Source organism: Roseibium sp. M-1 (assembly GCF_054515675.1).
The window spans coordinates 1,517,119-1,539,430 of record NZ_CM137257.1; the positions used below are offsets into that span (position 1 = coordinate 1,517,119).

General features: G+C 61.3%; 21 protein-coding genes and 1 tRNA gene. 12 read left to right on the plus strand and 10 right to left on the minus strand.

The features are described from left to right. Positions 1–342 precede the first annotated feature (342 nt). On the minus strand, positions 343–1,437 hold the full coding sequence (locus tag ACX3M4_RS06910) for a COX15/CtaA family protein (protein ID WP_459357849.1): 1,095 nt from the start codon (positions 1,435–1,437) through the stop codon (positions 343–345). Positions 1,438–1,579: 142 nt separating this feature from the next. On the opposite strand from ACX3M4_RS06910, the gene ACX3M4_RS06915 reads away from it, so the two are divergent. Continuing rightward, entirely contained in the window at positions 1,580–1,795 is a 216-nt protein-coding gene (locus tag ACX3M4_RS06915; RefSeq protein ID WP_459357850.1) for a DUF2842 domain-containing protein, read from the plus strand. On the opposite strand, the gene ACX3M4_RS06920 is transcribed toward ACX3M4_RS06915, so the two are convergent. Then, entirely contained in the window at positions 1,755–2,750 is a 996-nt protein-coding gene (locus tag ACX3M4_RS06920) for a polysaccharide deacetylase family protein (protein ID WP_459357851.1), read from the minus strand. The two genes, ACX3M4_RS06915 and ACX3M4_RS06920, sit on opposite strands and share 41 nt — an antisense overlap. 298 nt (positions 2,751–3,048) lie before the next feature. Between ACX3M4_RS06920 and ACX3M4_RS06925 the strand changes: the two genes are divergently transcribed. After that, positions 3,049–4,239, plus strand: coding sequence for a GNAT family N-acetyltransferase (locus tag ACX3M4_RS06925; RefSeq protein ID WP_459357852.1), 1,191 nt, complete (start codon positions 3,049–3,051; stop codon positions 4,237–4,239). Between the two features lie 67 nt (positions 4,240–4,306). Here ACX3M4_RS06925 and ACX3M4_RS06930 read toward each other — a convergent pair whose 3' ends face one another. Then, a complete protein-coding gene (locus ACX3M4_RS06930; RefSeq protein ID WP_459357853.1) occupies positions 4,307–6,688 on the minus strand; it encodes a succinoglycan transporter in 2,382 nt (793 codons plus the stop codon). 196 nt (positions 6,689–6,884) lie between these two features. Between ACX3M4_RS06930 and ACX3M4_RS06935 the strand changes: the two genes are divergently transcribed. The 4 genes from ACX3M4_RS06935 (at position 6,885) to ACX3M4_RS06950 (ending at position 11,647) form a co-directional block, all read left to right on the plus strand. Then, complete coding sequence (locus ACX3M4_RS06935; RefSeq protein ID WP_459357854.1) at positions 6,885–7,442, plus strand: polysaccharide biosynthesis/export family protein; 558 nt, start codon at positions 6,885–6,887, stop codon at positions 7,440–7,442. Positions 7,443–7,548: 106 nt separating this feature from the next. Then, positions 7,549–8,778, plus strand: coding sequence for a glycosyltransferase family 4 protein (locus ACX3M4_RS06940; protein ID WP_459357855.1), 1,230 nt, complete (start codon positions 7,549–7,551; stop codon positions 8,776–8,778). Beyond that, positions 8,778–10,385, plus strand: coding sequence for an undecaprenyl-phosphate glucose phosphotransferase (locus tag ACX3M4_RS06945; protein ID WP_459357856.1), 1,608 nt, complete (start codon positions 8,778–8,780; stop codon positions 10,383–10,385). Before ACX3M4_RS06940 ends, ACX3M4_RS06945 begins: the two co-directional genes overlap by 1 nt. After that, positions 10,382–11,647, plus strand: coding sequence for an O-antigen ligase family protein (locus ACX3M4_RS06950; protein ID WP_459357857.1), 1,266 nt, complete (start codon positions 10,382–10,384; stop codon positions 11,645–11,647). Before ACX3M4_RS06945 ends, ACX3M4_RS06950 begins: the two co-directional genes overlap by 4 nt. A gap of 39 nt (positions 11,648–11,686) precedes the next feature. Here ACX3M4_RS06950 and ACX3M4_RS06955 read toward each other — a convergent pair whose 3' ends face one another. Then, positions 11,687–12,082, minus strand: coding sequence for a hypothetical protein (locus ACX3M4_RS06955; RefSeq protein WP_459357858.1), 396 nt, complete (start codon positions 12,080–12,082; stop codon positions 11,687–11,689). 349 nt (positions 12,083–12,431) lie between these two features. Between ACX3M4_RS06955 and ACX3M4_RS06960 the strand changes: the two genes are divergently transcribed. Then, positions 12,432–12,508 (plus strand) — tRNA-Pro (locus tag ACX3M4_RS06960). 9 nt (positions 12,509–12,517) lie between these two features. Here the strand turns inward: ACX3M4_RS06960 and ACX3M4_RS06965 are convergent. The 4 genes from ACX3M4_RS06965 to ACX3M4_RS06980 form a co-directional block, all read right to left on the minus strand. Then, positions 12,518–13,093, minus strand: coding sequence for a hypothetical protein (locus ACX3M4_RS06965; RefSeq protein ID WP_459357859.1), 576 nt, complete (start codon positions 13,091–13,093; stop codon positions 12,518–12,520). Between the two features lie 187 nt (positions 13,094–13,280). Further along, entirely contained in the window at positions 13,281–14,375 is a 1,095-nt protein-coding gene (locus tag ACX3M4_RS06970) for a M24 family metallopeptidase (protein WP_459357860.1), read from the minus strand. A gap of 245 nt (positions 14,376–14,620) precedes the next feature. Next, positions 14,621–16,207, minus strand: a complete 1,587-nt coding sequence (locus tag ACX3M4_RS06975; protein ID WP_459357861.1) for an ABC transporter substrate-binding protein — start codon at positions 16,205–16,207, stop codon at positions 14,621–14,623. A gap of 24 nt (positions 16,208–16,231) precedes the next feature. Beyond that, complete coding sequence (locus ACX3M4_RS06980) at positions 16,232–16,897, minus strand: cupin domain-containing protein (protein WP_459357862.1); 666 nt, start codon at positions 16,895–16,897, stop codon at positions 16,232–16,234. A gap of 223 nt (positions 16,898–17,120) precedes the next feature. Between ACX3M4_RS06980 and ACX3M4_RS06985 the strand changes: the two genes are divergently transcribed. Genes ACX3M4_RS06985 through ACX3M4_RS07005 form a run of 5 tightly spaced genes read left to right on the plus strand, consistent with a single transcriptional unit; the run spans position 17,121 to position 21,199 of the window. Then, positions 17,121–18,194, plus strand: a complete 1,074-nt coding sequence (locus tag ACX3M4_RS06985) for an ABC transporter permease (RefSeq protein ID WP_459357863.1) — start codon at positions 17,121–17,123, stop codon at positions 18,192–18,194. After that, entirely contained in the window at positions 18,194–19,090 is an 897-nt protein-coding gene (locus ACX3M4_RS06990) for an ABC transporter permease (RefSeq protein ID WP_459357864.1), read from the plus strand. The genes ACX3M4_RS06985 and ACX3M4_RS06990 overlap by 1 nt, the downstream gene beginning before the upstream one ends. Next, entirely contained in the window at positions 19,087–19,932 is an 846-nt protein-coding gene (locus ACX3M4_RS06995; protein WP_459357865.1) for an ABC transporter ATP-binding protein, read from the plus strand. Before ACX3M4_RS06990 ends, ACX3M4_RS06995 begins: the two co-directional genes overlap by 4 nt. Then, positions 19,929–20,678, plus strand: a complete 750-nt coding sequence (locus ACX3M4_RS07000) for an ABC transporter ATP-binding protein (protein WP_459357866.1) — start codon at positions 19,929–19,931, stop codon at positions 20,676–20,678. The genes ACX3M4_RS06995 and ACX3M4_RS07000 overlap by 4 nt, the downstream gene beginning before the upstream one ends. A 14-nt stretch (positions 20,679–20,692) precedes the next feature. After that, positions 20,693–21,199, plus strand: coding sequence for a GAF domain-containing protein (locus tag ACX3M4_RS07005; protein WP_459357867.1), 507 nt, complete (start codon positions 20,693–20,695; stop codon positions 21,197–21,199). A 66-nt stretch (positions 21,200–21,265) separates the two neighbouring features. Here the strand turns inward: ACX3M4_RS07005 and ACX3M4_RS07010 are convergent, their stop codons facing one another. Beyond that, positions 21,266–21,697: a RidA family protein gene (locus tag ACX3M4_RS07010; RefSeq protein ID WP_459357868.1), complete on the minus strand. Its 432-nt coding sequence runs from the start codon at positions 21,695–21,697 to the stop codon at positions 21,266–21,268. A gap of 204 nt (positions 21,698–21,901) precedes the next feature. Then, entirely contained in the window at positions 21,902–22,258 is a 357-nt protein-coding gene (locus ACX3M4_RS07015; protein ID WP_459357869.1) for a hypothetical protein, read from the minus strand. Between the last annotated feature and the right edge of the window lie 54 nt (positions 22,259–22,312).

Genomic DNA, 22,312 nt, shown 5'->3' on the forward strand with positions numbered 1-22,312 from the left:
TCATTCCGCATCGCAAGAATACGATCCGCCCACCGTGTGAATTCATTGCGTGAGAAATGAATGTAAGCTTTTGAGATTTGGTCTCAGATCACCGAACGACCGCAATTAGGGCGCGAAGGAGCCATTAAATCAATAGGTTTCGATTGTCAGCTCCGGGCCAAAAGCGACGACTAGCCTACCAAGCGCCACAGTCGGCTTTGCCAAACGCCGGAGCCTGAACCTACACGGCAACAAAATTGCTGCCGCGGAACAAAGCTCTCTCTTCATGAAACGGCGCGAGAGCCGGTTTACCTGCAACCACACTCAAGGTTGGGGGCTGGCCGATCCGGCGGGCTTTTTGTTTTACTTGCGGATCGCGTAGGGGCCTTTCAGGAGCGCCAGGAAATCGACCGCGGCGGCCAGGACGAACACCGCAAAGGCCTGGTGCAGAAGCGCCAGCGGCAGCGGGACGAACCAGATCAGCGTCAGGATGCCGAAGACGGCCTGCAGCAGCATGAACCCGCCGACATGGGCCCCTGCCCGGCGAAGCTCCTTGCGCGGGCTCACCTTGAAGGTGGCAAAGGTCAGCGCGAGGCCCGTCACCACGAGAAGATAGGCGGTCATCCGGTGCTGGAACTGCACGGTCATGGCGTTTTCGAAAAAGTTCAGCCAGGCCGGTTGCATGACCAGCAGGCTGTCCGGGACGATTTGCCCGTCCATCAGCGGCCAAGTGTTGAAGGTCATGCCCGCATTGAGCCCGGCGACCAGCCCGCCGAAGAAGATCTGCACAAAGACCAGCGCCAGCACGAGCCAGCCCAGTCCCGACAGCCGGTCCCGTTCGCGTGGCTCCGGCTCCTCGATCGGCGCCAGCCGCCGGGCGATCCAGAAGAGATAGGCAAAGATGACAAGAGCCAGCGTCAGGTGGGTCGCTAGGCGGTACTGGCTGACATCGGTGCGGTCGACGAGGCCTGAGGCCACCATCCACCAGCCGACAAATCCCTGCAGGCCGCCAAGGGCAAGACCGATCAGCAGACGCGGTTTCAGCCACGGCTCGATGCGCCCGGCCACCCAGAAGGCGGCCATGGGCACGAAGAAGGCAACCCCGATGAACCTGCCGAGCAACCGATGCGCCCATTCCCACCAGAAGATGAACTTGAATTCCTCCAGGCTCATGCCCTTGTTGATGAGCTGGTATTCCGGGATCTGGCGGTACTTCTCCAGTTCCTCTTCCCATTCCGCTTCGCTGAGCGGCGGGATCACCCCATGGATCGGTTTCCATTCGGTGATCGAGAGCCCGGATTCGGTCAGGCGCGTCGCGCCGCCGACCACGACCATCGCCAGGATCAGCGCACAGACAAAATAGAGCCACCAGCGGATCATCGTCCGGCTCTGTCTCAGTCTCTGCAGTCTGGCCGGCAGCATCTGTCCGCCCTTCGCGCCTTCGGAAATCGCATTCATGAACCGGTTCCGGCTGTTCGAATTGACCTTTGGCCTGCGGAGATATAGTTGCTGGGGCAAGACGGCAAGCGGTCGCGGGCTCTTTGCGGCAAAAGGTCCCTGACACTGCGGCCAATCCTCCTGCCAACGGAACCGGCTGACAATGGTACCCTCGTTTCGCAAATTTATCGGTATGGTGCTGCTGGTCACCTTTGTGGTGATCTATGCGCTCACCGCCATGGTGATCGGCGACTTGACGCTGCAGCAGTCGTCCAATCTTGTCCGCTTCATCTATTTCGCCATTGCCGGTCTTGCGTGGGTCATCCCGGCCGGTGCCATCATCTGGTGGATGGGAAGAGACGGGAAAAGCCCGACCTGATGCCGAAGCCGGTCGCCGCCCAGCGGGCCGCCCGGTAAAGCGCGAAGGGCGCGCCCGTCAGATACTGGTCGACAACGGCCGGATCCTGGAAACGGCCGTTCAGCGAAACGCGTGGCAGCATCATCGGATCGCGCGCATTGACCGATTGCAGCACCCCCGGCTGGGTCGTGACCGAAGAGGCAAAGCCGATATCCCTGAGGATATCCGCGTCGCGCAGGCTGACGGCGTAGGATTTGCCGTAAGGATAAGCGAAGTGCTTCGGCCGGCGGCCGAGTTCCGATTCCAGCCTTTCCAATCCCCTGGTGACATCGCTGCGCGCGGCGTCCGCCTTAAGGCGCGCCATGGCGAAGTGATCGTGCGTATGAGCACCGATGCTGACGAGCGGATCCTGCGCCAGATCGCGAATTTCGTCCCAGGACATGACCTGATCTTCGGCAAGGGCTTCAAGATCCACACCGTATTTGCCGGCAAGCGCACGGACGATGGTGCGCTGATCCTCTTCGCTGACTTCCAGGGTCAAGTGGTCGACGATCTTGTCGAAGCAGGCATTCTTTTCAGAAAGTGTCCGGCAGGACAAACCGCCCTCCCCGCCCGCTTCGCTGAAGACCACCTCGTCGTTGCCTTCGATGATGCGCTCGAGGGCCTGCCACCAGAGTTCGCTCGTCCGGTCGACGAGGCCGCTCGTCACGAAGATGGTGAAGGGCGCTTCGAGTTCTTTCAGGATCGGATAGGCAAATTCCAGGTTGTCCCGATACCCGTCATCGAAGGTCAGAACAGCATAGCGCCTGTGGCCGTAGCCGGATTTCAACAGATCGACGGCCTCGTCCAGCGAGATGATTTCATAGCCGTTCGCCCTGATCCGATCGATAGCCAGGCGCAGAAAATCCGGCGTGATTTCCAGGTGGCGGTTGGGCTGGAAAGCGTCGGAACGGGCCGGGCGAACATGGTGCATCATGAACACGGCACCGCATCCTTGAGTAAACGGTGCCAGCACGCGGCCGAGCCCCGTTCCCTTCAGAACGCTGAATGCACGTGTTACTGCCTTTTGCCGCATGCCCATGTGGCCGCAATGCCCGCCTTGGTAGAAGGTGCCAGTAAGGCACGGTTTCTTTAATAATTATTGCTAAATCTATCGAGACTTGGTTCGAACTGCCAGCACGTGTTCCCGTCCGTTCCTATTGTTCGCTCAAAATGGTTTATCCTGTTTTCACAAGCCGTTTTTGCCAGGGCTTAAATCGACCGGAGAGGTATCCATGACCGGCTCTGCATGCCAGCTGGACCTGTCCATAATTACGAGGCTTAGCGAAGCACGCGCCGCCTGGCAACAACTAAAGGCTGTGCCGTACAGCAATCCGTACCAGTCGCCCCAATGGCTTGAGACCTGGCAGACAACGCTCGGCTTGTCTATTGGGGTTGAACCCGTAGTCGCGGTCGGATCGAAGAACGGTGCGCCGGTCGTCATCCTCCCGCTTGGGATCGAAAGGACCAGGGGATTGAAGACCCTGGTCTTCCTTGGGCATCAGTCCGGTAACCAGAACACCGGCTGCTGGGACCCGGAGTTCTACAGTGCGGTGACTGCGGAAGACATTCTGGCTTTTCTGACCCGGATCTGCGCCCGCACAGGCGCGGATCTCCTCAAGCTTGTGAACGTGCCCGCGACCTGGCACGGCCGCCCTCACCCACTGGTTCTCGGCAAGGCCACTGCCAGTCCCAGCCCGGTTTTCGCCCGGGCACTCCCGCCGGATTTCGACACGCTCTTTCAGGAAACCCACAGCAAGTCGTCGCGCAAGAACCTCCTGCGCAAGGAGAGAAACCTTCAGGCGGCCGGCGGGTATAGGATTGCGCGGGCCGAAACCAGGGAAGACCGAAAGCAAGGCCTCGCCGCCTTCCTGCAGCAACGGGCCTTCAGATCCAGAGCCGCCGGCATTCCGAACGCGTTTGCGACGCCTGAGGCCGAGGACTTTCTCGCAGGGGTTCTGGGTCTTGCGTCCGGGAAAGACGGCAACACCGGCCTGACATCCCCGATCATGGACCTCTGGTTCCTGGAGACGGGCGGCGCAATCCGGGCCACCTATCTCTGCCTTGAAGACGGCGGAACGCTTTATGCCTACAGCAACAGCATCGCCCATGACGACATGCTGGCCAACAGCCCCGGACTTGTGCTGATCAAGTCGATCATCGCCCATGCCTGCGCAGCGCCCCATCTTGCCGTTCTGGATCTTGGTCTCGGGGAAGAGCGCTACAAGACGGACTGGGCCGAACCCGTGCCGTTGAAAGACAGCCTCCTCGCCATCACGCTGAAGGGACGGGTGGGACTGTATCTTGAAGCGGGTCGATTGAGGCTGAAGGCGGCCGTCCGCAAGTCCAGCCTGCTCTGGCCGCTCGTGCGGCGGCTCAGGAAGTGGAAAGCCGGTCTCGGCGCGCCGGCGAACCGGCCGGACTGAGCCGGCCCCTGCCCAGAAAATCAGACCGGGCCACGGGCCCGGCCCGACCTTCATGTCTGCCTATGCTTCAGGCGGCATGGCCGTCGTCGTTGCGGCGGGGTCCCGGGCCACTGCCTCCGGCAATCACCACCTCGACCGAGGCACCGGTGTTGTGCGCCAGAAGGTTGGCCGCACTTTGCAGCTCGTGACCATTGTCCGGTGCACTGGCGGCGATCAGCACCCGGTCGGCAAAACTCAGCATGCGGGCACTGGCAAGGGAACCGTCGATCGCGCCGAGATCCACCACGACCGTCTCATAAGTCGACTTGATCGCTTCGAGCGCCAGTTTGAAGCGGTCGGAATTGACCAGATCGTCCGTGATTTCGACCCGCCCGGCTTCAATGATATGCGCCTTGGAACCGGCATCCCGGTAGACGACCTTGGCGAAGGGAGCGGTGCCGGCAACAATATCGGAGAAACCTTCCGCGGCCTTGGAGTTGGCCTGTTCCGGAAAGACCTCGATAATCAGCGAAGACTTTCCGCGCCGTGCCGCCCGGCGCACCAGGTCGAACGCGAGATCGTGCGACAGTGTCTCGTCGTCGACACTGAGAACAACGATACGCCCGGAGGCCTCGACGTCATCAGCATGAGTTGTCTTCAACGGTTTGTCCCGTTGGGGCACCGCGGCAACGTCGGCTGCGGTGTCGCGTTCCACGTCAACATTACGGGTGTCGCCGACCCAGTCGGGCGAAACATCGTGGTCATAACGTTGGGACTGCCGGCGCCCGCGCGCCGACCGGACACGTGCCGCGGCATCCCCGGACTTGCGGGGAGATTCGGCCTCCGCGTCGGCAGGCAACTCTTCCGGACGGGTTTCCTGCTCCGGCTCCTGCGCAAAGTTGCCGCTCCAGGCACCGGGATCAAGCCGGTAGCTGGCAACGGTCTGGCCATAGCCGCGGTCCCAGCCGTAGCCGTCGTCCCCGCGCCTTGCCGGGCCGCTGTTTGAGGCGGGCTCCTGCCTGGCGGTCACCGGGGGCTCGGACATGACGGGCGCGGCGGGGGCATTCGCGCGGTAGAGTGCGTTGCCGCTCAAAAACTCGCGCATCAGAACAAAGGCACAGCCAAGGATGAAGGTCACGAGAGCCGCGATGATGGTGCTGGCAATGATCTTGGGCGAATCGGGTTCCACCGGAACACTCGCCTGGGAAATGATCCTGGCATCGGCCGGCAGCACCTGGGCCCGCAGGCGGGAATCGGCTTCCTGATAGCTCAGGAGCAGTTGGTCGAGCTGCGTCGCCTTGGCATTTGCTTCCCGTTCCAGTTCCGACAGACGCGCCTGATCGGCGTTGGATTTTGCGGCCGCCGTCTTCAGGTCTTCAAGCTGTACACGAAGAGCCTTGGCCCGCTGGTCGGCGACCTTGGCGTCGTTCTCCAGTCCCTGAAGGACCTTGCGGGCCTCGGTGCGGATCTGCCGGTCATAATCAACCAGCTGCGACTGCAGGGCCTTGAGCTGCGGATGGCTGGGCAGCAATGTGATGGAAAGCTCCGCAATGCTGGACTGGATTTCCACCTGCCGCTCGCGCAGGCGCTGGATCAGTGCGGAATTCAGGACATCGCTCGCGGTCTCAAGCGATCCGCCGGAATTCAGAAGATCCCGGATCAGATCCGCCTTGGCCCGCGCTTCCGCCTTCGCGGCCTGGGCCTCTGAATAGGCCGTACTGGTCTCGGCAAGCTGTTGCTGGTTGAGCGGAATGTTGTCGGCACCGATCAGAAGGTCGGCGCGGGCACGGAAATCCGCGACCGCCTGGCGCGCCGCCTGCACTTCCTTGCGCAGCTCGACGATCTGCGGCTCCAGCGCGGCCGAGGCAAGCTCCGTCGTCTGGCGCTTGGCGCTCGACTGGACGGCCAGATATTCGTCGACGATCGTGTTGGCGACCTTGGCGGCCAGAACCGGGCTCTCGGACGTGTAGTCGACCGCAATGACGCGGGAGCCTTCCAGCCGGTAGATCTCGAGGTTCTCGTAATAATGCTTGAGGACGCGTTCTTCCTCGCTGTTGCCTTCCGACTCGGTACCGAGACCGACGAGGGAGAACAGCGTGTTCATCAGGTCGCCGCCACCCTTGGCGTCGAATTCCGGGATCGCCGCCAGGTTGAGCTTGTTCGCCAACCGCCGCGCCAGATCCGCCGACTTCAGGAGCTGCACCTGGCTCGCCACGCCTTCGCTGTCGAGCAGCGCGCGCTCCTGATCCTGCCCCCTTGTGCCTCCCGGCAGATTGTCGGTGTTTTCGATGAGGATGCGCGCCTCGCCCTTGTATTTGGGCGCCACCAGTTGCAGCCCCAGAAACACGGCCAGCGTCACGAACAGCGTCAGGGGTAGAAGCCAGCCGAGCGAACGGCCGATTGCCCGCAGCAGACCACCCAGATCCAGCGCCATATCGTCTTCGGAATGTGTCTGCCGTTCAGCATTCATCGTTTGAAACTCCAACATACCGGCAAACTATGTCGAATTATGGTAAGCGTTCGGTTAAACTGATTTCAGACCGGCTGTCGCTCCTGTTAATTAATGCATGCGCAAATCTGACAGGTTTGGTTCGCGTCCTTTTTCCTCTTCACCCTCGATTAACCATAACACGCGATGCTGTCTCCGAATTGTAGGAGAGTCGTTGATGCGAACGAGAGCGCTTGTTGTCCTGGGCCTGTGCCTGGGGCTTGCTGCTTGCAGCGGGTACAGACAGCCGCCGACAGCTTTTCATGAGACGCTGACCCAGCCTTATCTCTTGGACTCAAGCGATAAGCTGCGCATCATTGTGTTTGGCCAGGACGATCTGTCCAACACCTATGTTGTTGATCAGGCTGGATATATTTCGTTCCCGCTTGTCGGCAGCGTCGCCGCGCGCGGCAAGACCCAGCAGGGGCTTGCCAAGGAAATCGCCGCCAAGCTGCGCCAGGGCTACATCCGCGATCCGGACGTGTCCGTGGAGGTCGATACCTACCGTCCGATCTTCGTCATGGGCGAAGTGCAAAACGCGGGCCAGTATAATTACGTCGCCGGCATGACCGTCCAGAACGCGATCGCGACCGCGGGCGGCTTCAGCTCGCGCGCACTGCAAAATGATGTGGATATCACCCGTCAGATCAACGGCGAAATTCTAAACGGCCGTGTGCCCATTTCGGACCCTGTCCGTCCTGGAGACACAATTTACGTCCGCGAGCGCTATTTCTGACGCCTTGCCGAGTTAACCGCGGACTCATTTCCCTCTGCTAGGGTGCAGTTTCAAGGCCCCACAGGTTCACCAAGAAACCTGGGGGCGGAAACAGGGATACTGCACCATGACAACGACTCCCATGCGGATCGTGCATTGTGTTCGCTCGCCGATTGGCGGAATTTTCCGTCATATCCGCGATCTGGCGACCTGCCAGGCGGAGGCCGGACACAGTGTCGGCCTCATTTGCGACAGCAGCACGGGCAGCGCTTTCGACAACCGGATGCTGGAGCAGCTGCGTCCGAAACTGGCACTCGGCCTGGCACGCTTTCCCATGCAGCGCCAGCTGACGATCCAGGACCTGTCGGCGACCTTCGCGCTTTACAGGCATATCCGCGACCTGAACCCGGACATCCTGCATGGACACGGCGCCAAGGGTGGTGCCTATGCCCGGCTGATCGGATCGGTACTGCGTCTGCGTGGCCGCAAGACCGCGCGGGTCTATTGTCCGCATGGCGGCAGCCTGCATTACGATCCGAACCGTTTCGAAGGCCGCGTCTATCATTCTCTGGAGCGCCTGCTCGGCCGCCTGACCGACGGACTGGTCTTCGTCTCCGACTACGAGGCATCGGCCTACGAGAGCAAGGTCGGCCATCCCAAGGCAAGCTCGCGCATTGTCTATAACGGTCTGACCGCCGAGGAGTTCACTCCCGTGGCAGCTGCGGAAGACGCCGCGGACTTCCTCTATATCGGCATGCTGCGCGACCTGAAGGGGCCCGATCTCTTCATCGAGGCGCTCTACAATATCCGGCTGAAGACCGGTCAGGCACCGCGGGCGCATATTGTCGGCGAAGGCCCGGACGAGGAGCGCTACCGCAACATGGTGCGCAAGTTCGGTCTCGACGGGGCAATCACCTTCCATGGCGCCCTGCCCGCCCGTGAAGCCTTCAAGCTGGCCCGGAACGTGGTCGTGCCGTCCCGCGCGGAAGCCATGCCCTACATCATTCTGGAAACGGTCGCGGCGGAACGTCCGCTGATCGCCACCAGGGTCGGCGGCATTCCGGAAATCTTCGGCCGTTTCGCGCACAGGCTGGTCGAGCCCGGGCATATCGGCAAGCTGACCCATGCAATGGAGGAAGCGCTCGCCAATCCCGTGAAGATGGCAGGACAGGCCAAGGAGCTGCGCACGTGCCTCGCGGAGACCTTCTCGGTCGATCTCATGAACGACCGGATCACCACGCTTTATCAGGAAATTCAGGGCATCGCACCGGTTGAAAGTGCGGCACCGGCGCCTGCGGACAACGCCACGGCCGTTTCCCGTGCCCGGACCGTTTTTGCCAGATCGAGCAACCGATAATGAACACCCCTGCTTTCAAGCCCACAGATTCCAAGGATCCGCAGCCGCTCGCCGGCGCCGGATCCGGCCTGGGGCACAGATTGGAAAAGCATTTCAGGCACACCGTGCACGGCGTCACGGGCTATACGAATATTGAAGTCCTTGGCGCCGCCAATTCCAGCCTCTCCGCCGATGCCGTTGAAATTGCACAAAGTCTCGGCGGCAAGGGTGTTTCCGTACCGGTGCTGACGGGCATGGTCCGCCTGGCGGATATCCTGCTGATTGCCGGAACGGCGCTGGCGGCCGCCTTCACCAGCCCCGAGGCGGGTGGCTTCGGCTTCGCCAACCTCTTTGTCAGCGGTGCGGCCGTGCTCTTTGCCCTCGCCTTTTTCCAGGCGGCCGATGTCTATCAGGTCACGGTCATGCGCCACGGGCTTTCCCAGCTCGGACGTGTTGCCGCCGGCTGGACTCTGGTCTTTGCCATGTTCGCCGTCCTGCGGTCGACAACGGGTATCGGCGCCCAGTTGCCGGAAGCCTGGATCGGCGCCTGGTATGCGCTCAGCCTCACAGGCCTCTGCCTTTCCCGCATCGTGGTCTACCGGCTGGTGCGGCGCTGGATGCAATCCGGCCAGCTGGAACGGCGCGCCATCATTGTCGGCGGCGGCACAGCGGCCCAGGAACTCATCCACGACCTTGAAGCCCAGGCCGACAACGACATCCGGATCTGCGGTATCTTCGATGACCGTTCGAACGACCGCTCGCCTGCCGTTGTCGCGGGCTATCCCAAGCTCGGCAATATCAGCGCCCTGGTGGAATTCGCGCGGCTCGCCCGCATCGACATGCTGATCGTCTGCATTCCGCTGCGTGCGGAACAGCGGGTTCTGGAACTCCTGAAGAAGCTCTGGGTCCTGCCGGTCGACATTCGCCTGTCCGCCCACACTGACAAGGTCCGCTTCCGCAACCGCGGCGCCTCCTTCATCGGCACGGTGCCCTTTGTCGATGTGATCGAGAAACCGATCGCCGACTGGGACATGGTCGCCAAGCGCATCTTCGATCTCGTGTTCGCCTCGCTTGCCATCCTGACCCTCTTCCCGGTTATGATCGCGGCCGCAATCGCCATCAAGCTGGACAGCAAGGGCCCGATGCTCTTCAAGCAGAAGCGCTACGGCTTCAACAACGAGATCATCGACGTCCTGAAATTCCGCTCCATGTATACGGAGATGGCAGATCCGGACGCAAAGAAGGTCGTGACAAAAGGCGATCCGCGCGTCACTCGCGTCGGGCGCTTCATCCGCAAGACATCGATCGACGAACTGCCGCAGCTCTTCAATGTGCTCGGCGGCAGCCTGTCGCTGGTCGGGCCCCGCCCCCACGCGGTCAATGCCCATACGGACAACAAGACCTGGGACGATGTGGTGGACGGCTACTTCGCCCGCCACAAGGTCAAACCTGGCGTTACCGGCTGGGCCCAGATCAATGGCTGGCGCGGCGAGGTCGATACGCCGGACAAGATCCAGAACCGCGTCGAGTGCGACGTCTACTATATCGAGAACTGGTCGATCCTGTTCGATCTGAAGATCCTGTTCCTGACGCCGTTCAGCCTGCTCAACACGGAGAATGCCTATTGAGCGTTCTGACCGATCCCTATGGCGGCGCGCACCTTGCGCGCGCGCCCATCGGTCTCCCGGCCAGAAGCCTGGGCAACGGCGCCCTGTGGCTGGCCGCCTTTCTCTCCGGTTTCGTCATCGAGGAACCGGCGCCTTATGAACTCTACATGGCGCTGCTTTCCGTCGTCTGGCTCGCCTGCGGGCTGAAGCTCCGGCGCGAATTCGGGCCACTGATCATCTGCCTGATGCTTTATATCGCCGGCGGTGTCGCCTCCATTCCGATGGCCAAGGAAATGGGCGATGCCATCATGTATATTGCCGTCTCCGGCTTCCTGGCTGTGACGGCGATCTTCTATGCGGCGATCTTGGCGGACGATCCAGGCAGGTACCGGGTCATCCAGAGCGGATATACGATCAGCGCGGTGCTCGTTGCCACCATCGGCGTTGCCGGGTACTTCAACCTTTTTCCGGGTTCCTCCTATTTCACGCTCTACGACCGTGCGCGAGGCACCTTTCAGGATCCGAACGTTTTCGGCCCCTTCTTGGTTCTGCCGACCGTGCTTTTGATCCAGCGGCTGCTGTCGCAGTCCGTCCTGCGCAATCTTCACCTGTTGGTTCCGCTCGCCATTCTTCTGCTTGGCGTCTTTCTCAGCTTTTCCCGCGGGGCCTGGGGCGTGCTCTTTGCCGCAGTGCTGCTGGTCTATTTCCTGGCTCTTGTTACCGAAAAGAGCGGTCCGCGCCGCGCGCGGCTGGTGTTCCTCGGCGTGCTTGGTGTCTTCGCGGTTTTTCTTTTGATTGCCGCGGCGCTTTCCGTCGACACCGTCTCCAGCATGTTCGAGGAACGCGCCAAGCTGGTGCAGTCCTATGACGGCGCCCGCCTCGGCCGCTTTGCCCGCTACTCCCTCGGTTTCCAGCTGGTGATGGAGCATCCCCTCGGCCTCGGGCCGCTGGAATTCAACAAGTATTTCCCGGAAGACGAACACAACGTCTACCTGAAGGGCTTCACCACATATGGCTGGCTCGGCGGCACGGTCTATATCTTCATGGCGCTGTGGACGCTGTGTTCGCTGGTGCCGCTGCTCTTCAAGTCCCGCCCCTGGACAGCGTTCACGCATTGCGTCTTTGCGGTCTTCACCGCGCATCTGATCCTCTCGGTCGTCATCGACACTGATCACTGGCGGCACATGTATATGCTTTACGGCCTCTCCTGGGGTCTGATCGCCGCCGAAAAGCTCGGCCGCGGCCGCACGGCGTCGGGGATTGCCGCCCGCCGCACACCTTGACAGGCATATCAGACGGGATGCCGACGGAAGACCAGGGTATCAGAGCAGATCTCCGAAGCCCCAAATCAGTGTGCCAAAGCAGACGACGCCCATTTCGACGTAAATCAGCCGGCCGATCCGGTCGAGCCTGACCTGACGGTAGTCCGCCAATGCCTTGGCAAGCCGCGAAAATGCTTCGGGAGACGGACCATCGCCGTCCTTTTCCGAGGCAGCGTCAAGATAGGCCGCTTCGAGCTTTTCAATACGAGCCTCGTTCCTGGCAATGGAACGTTCCCCGAGATAGATTTCACGGCCGGCGAGAGCCACGCCCATCATCACGATCAAAGCGCCGGAGCGAATAAAGGCATCGTGGCCGTACTCCATTTCCACAAACATGCCGGCCGCGGCGATCAGAATGGCCAGTGCAGGCAACAGAAATGTCGAGTCGAGTTTCATGACGGGTCACAGTGCTGAAGCGGGGAAGTCGAATTGAATACAAGAGAATGGAAGTGGTTCACGGTTTTCCGGATGTCAGGCCTGCTGCAGCCTCATTGATCTGTTTGAAACTGCAGGCGCCAACTGCGCGAAGATGCGCCTCCTCCAGTACGCTCGTCATCAGGCCGGTTCAGTCCCTCGTTGAGACGGCACCTCCGATTACCTGATGCACATTTCTCATTTTTTCCATGGACTTTGAAACAAATATTTCCGGAGCGAGCCCGGTGCAGCCCCCGTTGTGCATGACCTGTCTCAAGACTCGAACAAGCTGCTTGCGCTCCGAAAGCGAACAAGCTAGGTAGGGTCCGTTCGGGCAGTAGCGCAGCCTGGTAGCGCACTTCACTGGGGGTGAAGGGGTCGTCGGTTCAAATCCGGCCTGCCCGACCAATCATTTCATTATTCGAACGGTGCCGGGGCGAAATACCATTCGCCTGTCGGCGCGTATTTCCGTTTCTCGCCCGTACGGGCCCGGATGCTTCTGACCAGTTGGACAGCCTGCTGATAGGAGACCGGCACCAGGGCGGAGCGTGACGGGTGGATGCTGCCTTGCTTGATTTCAAGAAGCATTCGTCCCTCGAACGGCTCACCCAGGGGTGGCGGCATGGTCGGGCGGGGTTCTCCCGACGGGTTGAAACCGTCCAGATACCGGCGGAATGTTCTGAGATCCGCCCGGCGCCGCCAGAACTCCTCCTGATCGACATTCCCGAAATACAGGTGTTTTCCACTCGGCGGATGATAGCCGATGTTGTCGTCGTTCTTGTGGGACTGGGTGAAGCGAGACCCGTTGGCGAAATAGACGGTCGGCCGGATCTTGCCCAGCCCGGAAAAGGAAATTGCCGGCCTGCCGATCGCGTCCGCCTCGTGGTAATCCGGCAGATTTTCCGTCTGCAGCCGGACAAGATCGGCCGGGGTCACGCCGATCACATGGACCGCGGTGAGATTGCCCGGCAGGGTGAAGATATTTATGCTCATCTGATAGCGGCTTTCGTGTCGAACGGCTCGCGCCTTCAAGCCAGCGAGCCAAGCCCCGACCTAAAGAGTGTATCAGATAAGAAAAGCAATCTGTGATTTAAGTCACGCGGAAGTGCACCAAGCGACGTATTGCCCGGACCGGCTTGCATTTGCCCAACTCCAAACCGGTCCGGATGTCGCGTCTACGTCAGCGCAAAATCGAATACCGCGGAAGATCCGACAGGATCTCAGGCCCCCCTTCCCGCAGGATGACGATGTCTTCCAACCGCAGGCCGAACTGACCAGGCAGATAAATACCGGGCTCAATGGAGAACACCATGCCGACGTCCAGCACCGTTTCCGAGGTCGCAGTCAGGTAAGGTGGCTCGTGGATGTCGATCCCCATGCCGTGGCCGGTGCGGTGGGTGAAGTACTGGCCATAGCCTGCTTCCCTGATGACATCGCGGGCTGCCTTGTCGACCATCTTCGCGGCGACACCTGGCTTTGCCGCGGCAAGAGCTGCCTCGACGGCGCGGTTGACGACGGCATGGACCTTCTCGAATTCTTCCGTCGGTGTGCCGAAGAATCCGACACGGGTCATATCCGAGGGATAGCCATCGAGGCGCCCGCCAAGATCGATCAGGACGGCGTCGCCGCGCTTCAGTTTCGTCTCACCCGTATGGTGATGCGGAAAAGCGCCGTTGCCACCAAAGCAGACGGACGTGAAGACCGGGGCTGCACCTGCCTGCTTGTAGTAATCGCGGATCACCGCCGCGACTTCCTGCTCGGTGATGCCTTCGGCCAGTGCATCGAAGCCTGCGAGCGCCGCCGCGTCGTTGAGGACGGCGCTGGCCTTGAGGCGCCTGTACTCATCGTCTTCCTTGCGGGCGCGCAGAAAGCCGACCGTGTCGCCGGTGAAGCGGCGCTTTGCGCCCGGGATTGCATCGAGCAGAAGCAGCGCGAAGTCGGCGCGCATGGTCTCGTCGAGGACGACACCCGGGTCTTGCGGCAAGCCCGAGGCTTTCAGCAGTGCAGAGAGCGCCGCATCCGGGCCGTCATCGTCGCTCCAGGTGAAGAGCGGCCAGGAGGTCTTCTGGCGGGAGCTGTCGGCATTCAGCGCAGGCATCAGGAAGCCGGCATGGTTCATGGACACCAGCAGCATCACCGGACGTTCGTCCCCATGCGGGTCGAGACCGGCAAGATACATCATGTGGCTGGAGGGGCCGATCGCGACGAGGTCGGTGCCGGTCGCGGACATGCGTGCCCGGAGGGCGGCAAGGCGCTGATCGGAAAGGGAGGACATTCTGAAAGCTCCAAACAGGAAGCGCGTTCAAAAGCGCGCAAGAAACTGCGTCGAATTCGTCATCCCAGACGCAGCGCAGCGAAGATCCGGGACCGGGGAGCCACAGGCGGGTGTGTTGAGATCACCTCGAGACCGGGGCTCCCCGATCCCGGCTCGCGCTACGCTTGGCCGGGAGGACGACAGTAAGGTTTGTGGATCACCACGAAAAGCCGCCCCGGGGACCGGGACGGCTTCGATTGTCTGCCTCAGTTCTTGGTGACCAAGCGATAGTAGACGAAGTCGGAGGTTGCGCCGTTGACATAGCCTTCGACCTTCTTGTCCATGGCAACCTGATAGGCGGCCTGGAACATGATGACGATCGGCGACTTGGCCTGCACCTGCTTCTGCAGATCCACATACATGCCGTTGCGCTTTTCCGGATCGCTTTCCGCAAGAGCGGCCTTGGTCATGTCGTTCATTTCCTCCGGCACGGCCCAGGCATTCCGCCATGTGGTGGTGGCCTGGTAGTTGCCGTCGGAATTGTCGCTGTTATAGGCAAAGGCCTTGGCGTTGGAATGCGGGTCCATGAAATCCGGGCCCCAGTAAAGCAGCATCGCCTCGTGGCTGCGCTCGCGGTATTTGGTGATGACCTGCGAACCGGTGCCCGGGATGATATCGAAGTTGATGCCGGCTTCGGCGAAGCTTGCCTGCAGCGACTGGGCCATGTCGGTGAACGGAGCTGCGTTGATGACGTCGAGCGTTACGGTGACCGGCGTCTCGATACCTGCGTCGCTGAGGATCTGCTTGGCCTTTGCCGGGTCGTAGCTGTAGGGCGTCTCGTCAAAGGAACCCGGAAAGCCCTTCGGCCAGAAGGCCTGGTGGATTTCCATCTGGCCTTTCAGGAACGTGTCGGTCATGCCCTTGTAATTGACGAGGTAGCGGGCTGCGTCCCAGACGGCTTCCGGCTGCAGGCTGTCCTTCTTCTGGTTGAAGGAGAGGAAGTGGACGGCGGCCTGCGGAAATGTCTCGACCTTCAGCGCCTCGCTGTCCATGCCGGCGATCTGGTCCGGGGTAAGGTTGCGGGCCATGTCGACGTCGCCGGACTGCAGCAGAAGCTGCTGGGTTGCGGCTTCGGCGACGTGACGGATGATGACGCCTTCCAGCTTCGGCGCACCCTTGAAATAGTCGCCGTTGGCCTTGAAACGCACCAGCTCGCTCGGGCGGTAGGACTGCAGCTCGAACGGACCTGAGCCGGCGGAGTTGGCGTTGAGCCACTTGTTGCCCATGTCGCCATCTTCCTCGTGCTCCATCACCGTCTTTTCATCGACGATGGACGCCGGGCGGGCGGCGAGAACGTTGAGCGCGAAAGCCGGCGAGAAGTCGCCCTCATACTTCACGATGACCTTGTTGCCGTCGACTGTGACCATGTCGGCGACATTCTCCGGCGTCCAGCCGAGCTGGGTCAGGATGAAAGCCGGGGTCAGGTTCAGCTTCACGACGCGCGCGAACGAGAAGACCACGTCTTCAGCCCGCACCGGATTGCCGGAGTGGAACTTCGCGCCGTCGCGCAAGGTGAAGGTGATGGTCTTGGCGTCTGCATCGGCCTGCCAGTCGGATGCAAGGCCGGCTGCCAGCACCGTCGGATCCTCGGCATCATACTGCACCAGCCGGTCATAAACGTTGGTCACCAGCTCGCCGGAGGAAAATTCATAGGCCTGGGCCGGGTCGATGGCGACGATATCGTCGATATTCTGGGCCACCACCAGAAGGTTGTCAGGCGTTGCAGCGGTTGCCTGCTGTGCGACCGGCAGCGCAAGCGCGGCTGCCAGAAGCGCGGTCCTCAAAAGTCTCATTCCACGTCTCCGTCTGTCAGGGGTTCAGGTTTTCCTGGGTTTGGCGCGGCTTGTTGCTTTCGCCGCGCTCTTGTCCGGCGACACCAGCTCGATGCGGCTGGTTGTCTCGTCGCCCGCGTTGAAAATAGTCAGGGTTCCGGTCCACAGGATCTTCGCCGGTGCCTCGTTGGGGTTCGACCAGGCATGAGGTGTGTTGCCGCGGTAATGCAGGCTGTCTCCCGCCTTCATGATCATCGCCTGGCCGTCCAGAAACTGGGTGATCGAGCCTTCCAGGATATAGATCAGCTCTTCGCCCTCATGGCTGACCGTCTCGGAGGCGTAGCCGGGCGGCACGGTCAGGATAAAGGACGAGAGCTGGTTTCCCGGAAACTCCGCCCCCAGCCGCTCGTAGCTGACCGAAGAGCCGGAGATAGAAAAATGCGGCCGGGTTTCGGAGCGCGTCAGGGCATCCTGTGCCCGTGGCTGTGCCACGAAATAATCGAGCCCCACTCCGAGCGCCCGGGCAATACCGGCGAGTGATCCGAGCGTCGGCGTCGCATGATCGCGCTCGACCTGGCTGAGATATCCAACCGACAAATTGGAAGCATCGCTGAGCTGCTGCAGGGTGAACCCCAGCTGCCGGCGGCGCGCACGGATAAGCGCCCCAACCTTCGTTTCAGCTTCTGCGGCACGGACCGGCAAACTGCTCAAAGATTTTTACTCCCATCAAAATTTTTTTGATGAAAGCAGATTTTTTTGTATGCTCCAAGAACTTTTTTAGACGGCACAGCGGTTGGAGACGAAATTTTCTACGCATTATTCCGTTTAAAAACAGACAGTTAATCTCGTGACTTGAGAATTTGAGTCACACAAGCCGGGAGCGCCGACTTGCACAGTCCGATTGACCAGGGAGCGGCACTCTGCCGGCGACGGCATGTCCTTTGAGCCGTCGGAAAGCGTCACAGACGCACGCGAAGGCTTGCTCACGGGTCAGCTTCTGGGCAGCGCTGCGGCGCTTGCACGGTTTGCTCTGGTGACCGCCATCACATTCCTCGGGCTGCTCGCCATAACTTTCTTCATCGGCAGGGTCGTGCCGATCGACCCGGTGCTGGCCGTTGTCGGCGACCGCGCCACCAACGAGGTCTATGAGGCTGCCCGCCAGTCAATGGGGCTGGACCGGCCCTTGATCGTCCAGTTCCTCGCCTATGTCGGCGATGTGGTCACCGGTAATCTCGGCATGTCGATCACCACCGGCCGGCCCGTTGCCGAGGACCTCGGCCGTTTTTTTCCGGCGACGCTTGAAATGGCCACCATCGGTATCCTGATCGGTGTCTTTCTGGGCGTGCCCATGGGCGTGCTTGCGGCGACGCGTCAGGGCAGCTGGGTCGATCAGGTGATCCGTGTTCTCGGCCTTCTCGGCTATTCCGTGCCCGCTTTCTGGCTTGGTCTCGTCGGCCTTGCCGTCTTCTACGCCGGGCTCGGCTGGGTTGCGGGCCCCGGACGCATCGACATCTTCTACGACGGACTGGTGGCCCCGGTGACCGGCCTCTACCTGATCGACAGTGTGATCGCCGGTGAATGGGACATATTCTGGAATGCCCTCGATCATCTGATGCTGCCGGCTTCGATCCTGGGCTTCTTCAGCCTTGCCTATATTGCTCGCATGACCCGGTCCTTCATGCTCGACCAGCTGGGCCACGAATACATCACCACGGCCCGGGTGAAAGGCGTGCCGGAACGGCGGGTCATCTGGCGCCATGCCTTCTATCCGATCCGCATCCAGCTGATCACGGTGATCGGCCTTTCCTATGCCGCCCTTCTGGAAGGCTCGGTCATGATCGAAACGGTTTTCTCCTGGCCCGGCATCGGCAATTACCTCACCAACGCCCTTCTCAATGCCGACATGAATGCCGTGCTTGGCGCGACACTCGTGATCGGTGCTGTCTTCATCCTCATCAACAAGATATCCGACGTGCTCTACCGCATTCTCGATCCGAGGGCCCGCTGATGATCGACTGGCTCCTCGACGACAGTCCTTCTTCGCGCCTCCAGGCCAATCTCGGCCGCGCCTGGCGCGTCTGGTCCGCGCTGCTGCGCAACCCGCTTGCCGTGGTCGGTGGCATCATCATCCTGGTGCTGATCGCCATGGCAGTCTTTGCTCCCCTGATCGCTCCCTATTCTCCCATCGGCCAGGACCTCGCCAACCGGCTCATGCCGCCATCGGCTGACCACTGGATGGGGACGGATGAACTCGGCCGCGACATCTTTTCCCGCGTTGTCTATGGCGCCCGGATCACATTGCTGATCGTCACCATGGTCGCCGTCATCGCCGCTCCGCTCGGCCTCATCATCGGTGCGGTTTCAGGCTATTTCGGCGGCTGGACCGACAGGCTCCTGATGGGCGTCACCGACATCTTCCTGTCGATGCCGAAGCTGATCCTGGCGCTCGCCTTTGTCGCCGCCCTCGGACCCGGCATTGAGAATGCAATTATAGCAATTGCTATAACCTCGTGGCCCGCCTATGCGCGTATCGCCCGGGCCGAGACGATCACATTCCGCGATGCGGAGTTTATCGCAGCGGTACGCCTGCAGGGCGCGTCTTCGGCGCGGGTCATCCTGCGCCATGTTTTGCCGCTCTGCACCTCCTCCACCATCATCCGCGTGACACTGGACATGGCCGGCATCATCCTGACGGCGGCCGGTCTCGGCTTTCTCGGGCTCGGTGCGCAGCCGCCGCTGCCGGAGTGGGGCGCGATGATTTCGCGCGGTCGGACCTTCATTCTCGATCAGTGGTGGGTTGCCACCATGCCGGGCTTTGCCATCATCCTGGTCAGCCTCGGCTTCTGTTTCCTTGGCGACGGCTTGCGAGACGTGCTCGATCCGAAGCAGGGAGGCAAACAATGAGCGCTCCCCTCCTCGATATCGACGGCCTCACCGTCACCTTTCCGACGGCGCGCGGCCCGATCGATGTTGTGAAGGGCATTTCCTTTACCCTCGGCCGGGAACGGCTCGGCATTGTCGGCGAATCCGGATCCGGCAAATCCATGACCGGCCGGGCGATCTTTCGGCTGATCCGCTCCCCCGGCAAGGTGACCGCCCGCAGGATGACCTTTGACGGCATTGATCTTCTGACCCAAAGCGAGCGCCAGATGCGCGGACTACGCGGTGCGCGCATGTCGATGGTGATGCAGGACCCGAAATTCTCGCTGAACCCGGTCATGACCATCGGCGAGCAAATCGCAGAAGCCCTCATGACGCACAAGCGGCTACCGCGCCGGGAGTTGAAGGCCCGCGTGCTTGCCATGCTGGAAGCGGTGCGGATCAACGATCCGGCACGCGTCGCCGGGCTCTATCCGCACGAAGTTTCCGGCGGAATGGGGCAGCGCGTGATGATCGCGATGATGCTGATCCCGGAACCGGACCTCCTGATCGCCGACGAGCCGACGTCGGCACTCGATGTCTCGGTGCAGGCACAGGTGCTCGACATCATCGACGATCTCGTCACCGGCAAGGGCATGGGACTGATCCTGATCAGTCACGATCTCAACCTGGTGGCCCGCTATTGCGACCGGATCCTGGTCATGAACAGCGGTGAAATCGTCGAGGAATGCAAGGCGGGCGACCTGCACCAGGCGCAGCATCCCTATACGCGCGGGCTCATCGCCGCGATGCCGCGCATGGACGAGGATCGGGAGGAACTGCCGGTGCTGGACCGCAGCACCTGGACAACAGGAGCCGGCACATGAGCATTGCGATCCATCTGCAAGACCTGACGGTTCGCTATGGCACCACGGCCGTCGTGCACGAGGTCTCCTTCGATGTGGCGACGGGTGAGAGCTTTGCGCTGGTTGGCGAATCCGGCTCCGGCAAGTCGACCATCCTCAAAGCCATTTCCGGCCTTGCCCCAGACTGGACCGGAACCATCGAGGTCGAGGGCAATCCACGCGGTCATGCCCCGGACCGGGCCTTCGCCGAAACCTGCCAGATGGTGTTCCAGGACCCCTACGGCTCGCTCCATCCGCGCAAGACCGTCGATACCTGCCTCGCCGAACCGTTGGCGATCCATGGTGTCGGCGGGCGCGATAGCAGGGTCAAGGAGATGCTTGCCGCAGTCGGCCTCGACCAGCGCTTCCGGTTCCGCTTTCCGCACCAGCTCTCCGGCGGCCAGCGTCAGCGCGTTGCCATTGCCCGGGCCCTGATGCTGGAACCGCGTGTGCTTCTGCTGGACGAGCCGACTTCTGCCCTGGATGTGTCGGTGCAGGCGGAGATCCTCAATCTCCTCAAAAAGCTTCGCCGCGAGCAAGGTCTCACCTATCTGATGGTCACGCACAATCTGCCCGTCGTCTCGTTCCTTTGCGACCGCCTCGCCGTCATGCGTCACGGCCGCATCGTCGAGGTCGCAGACGTAAGCGACCTGAAGACCGGTCACCTGACCGCTCCCTATTCCCGTGAACTCTTCGCCGCCAGCGGCGGTGCCCTGCAACCCGCCTGATTTGAGATCCCAGAATGACCGATTTTAACGGCGCGCTCGCCGACTTCGACCGCGCCCTGTCGCTTGCCACCACGCCCGATGCCCCGTTCAAGGCCCTCCAGGCCCTGACCGAAGCCACGATCGGCGTGAAGCTCTTCACCTTCATGACTGCCGACATGAAGACGGAGCTTGCGAGCCGGACCTACACCTCGCACCCTGAGGACTATCCGGTCTCCGGAACCAAACCGATCACCTATGACCGCTGGTTCGGGATCGTGCACAAGGACCGGCAATTCTTCGTCGCCAACACATTGGCCGATATCGCCACCGTCTTTCCGGACTATGAGCTGATCGGCCGCCTCGGCTGCGGTTCTGTCATCAACCTGCCCGTTGTGCTGGGCGATACGCTGGTCGGCACCGTCAACATGCTGCATGAAGAGCATCACTATACCTCGGAACGTGTCGAAGCGGCGAAGGCCTGGCTTTCCGTCCCGGCGAAGGCCGCGTATCTGGCGAGCCGGGCGATTGCCGCAGAGGGTTGAACCGCAATTCAGCACCTTCAACGGCCTGTGAACCTGACCCGGAGACCTGGGTCAGGCTCATGCTGGTCAGCGCCGCAATACGGCGGTCGCCTCGACTTCGAACAACATTCCGTCGAGGGCAAGCCGCGGCACGGGGATCAAGGTACAGGTAGGCTTCACGACGGAACCGAAGGCGGCATTCACTTCATCACCCAATACATGCAATCGCTCTTCGGAATGATCGACGATCAGGACGGTAAGCTTGAAGACATCCGAGAGTGTCGCATCGGCAGCCGCCAACGCGGTTTTCAGGTTCCTGAATGCCTGCCGCACCTGCTCACGGAATTCGCGAGGCAGGTTTCCGTCTTCGGTTTCCCCGCCCTGTCCGGCTATCTGAACCAGGCAGACGCCGGGGTCGAGAATTGCCAGATGGGAATACCCGTTCGCAGAAGGATCATATAGGCCAGCCGGGTTTTGCAGGTCGAAGGCTCGCTTCGCATTACGTTCCGCTGTTGGCATCGTTCGGGCTCCATGAAAGTTTCAAAAAAAGGACCGGACCAACTCTTTCAGCCCGAGGACAAGCTCGGCCACGAACGGATTGGACCCGGCTCCTGGAACGATGACGTTTCAGCCCGGTGCGATGTGACAGGCTGGCAGCAACCAAATTCAAAGAAATTGCCAAACCGGCACGAGGCTGTGGATTGCCGCCGGCACTTCGCCTGCCTATTCCCTGGTCCGCTGCGCCTGTACGGCCTCAGTTCCGGATTCTATGTAGTGCAGGTAAGTCGCGGCCAGCGGTGGCCCCAGGACGACGGCAAGAAAAGCGACACTCGCCGGCTTCCCGGGGGTGAACTTGACGCCCTGCTCCGCCTTCCGGAAGAGCCGTTCACGAGGCCCGAGAAAAATATAAACGAAGCAAGCGGAAAAGATGATCACAGCCAGGGAGAGAAGCAGGGAGAACTTGCGCCAGTAGGCGGCCCGATCAACGCCTTCAAACCTGAGGATTTCCGTGGTGGTGGAGAACAGACTGTTGGACATGAGAGACAGCACGCCCGGGTACGCCGAGTGAGTATGGCTCACGCATAAGTTTCCGTTACGTCAAACACTTCGTTTTGGTTTACAGTATCTACCCTA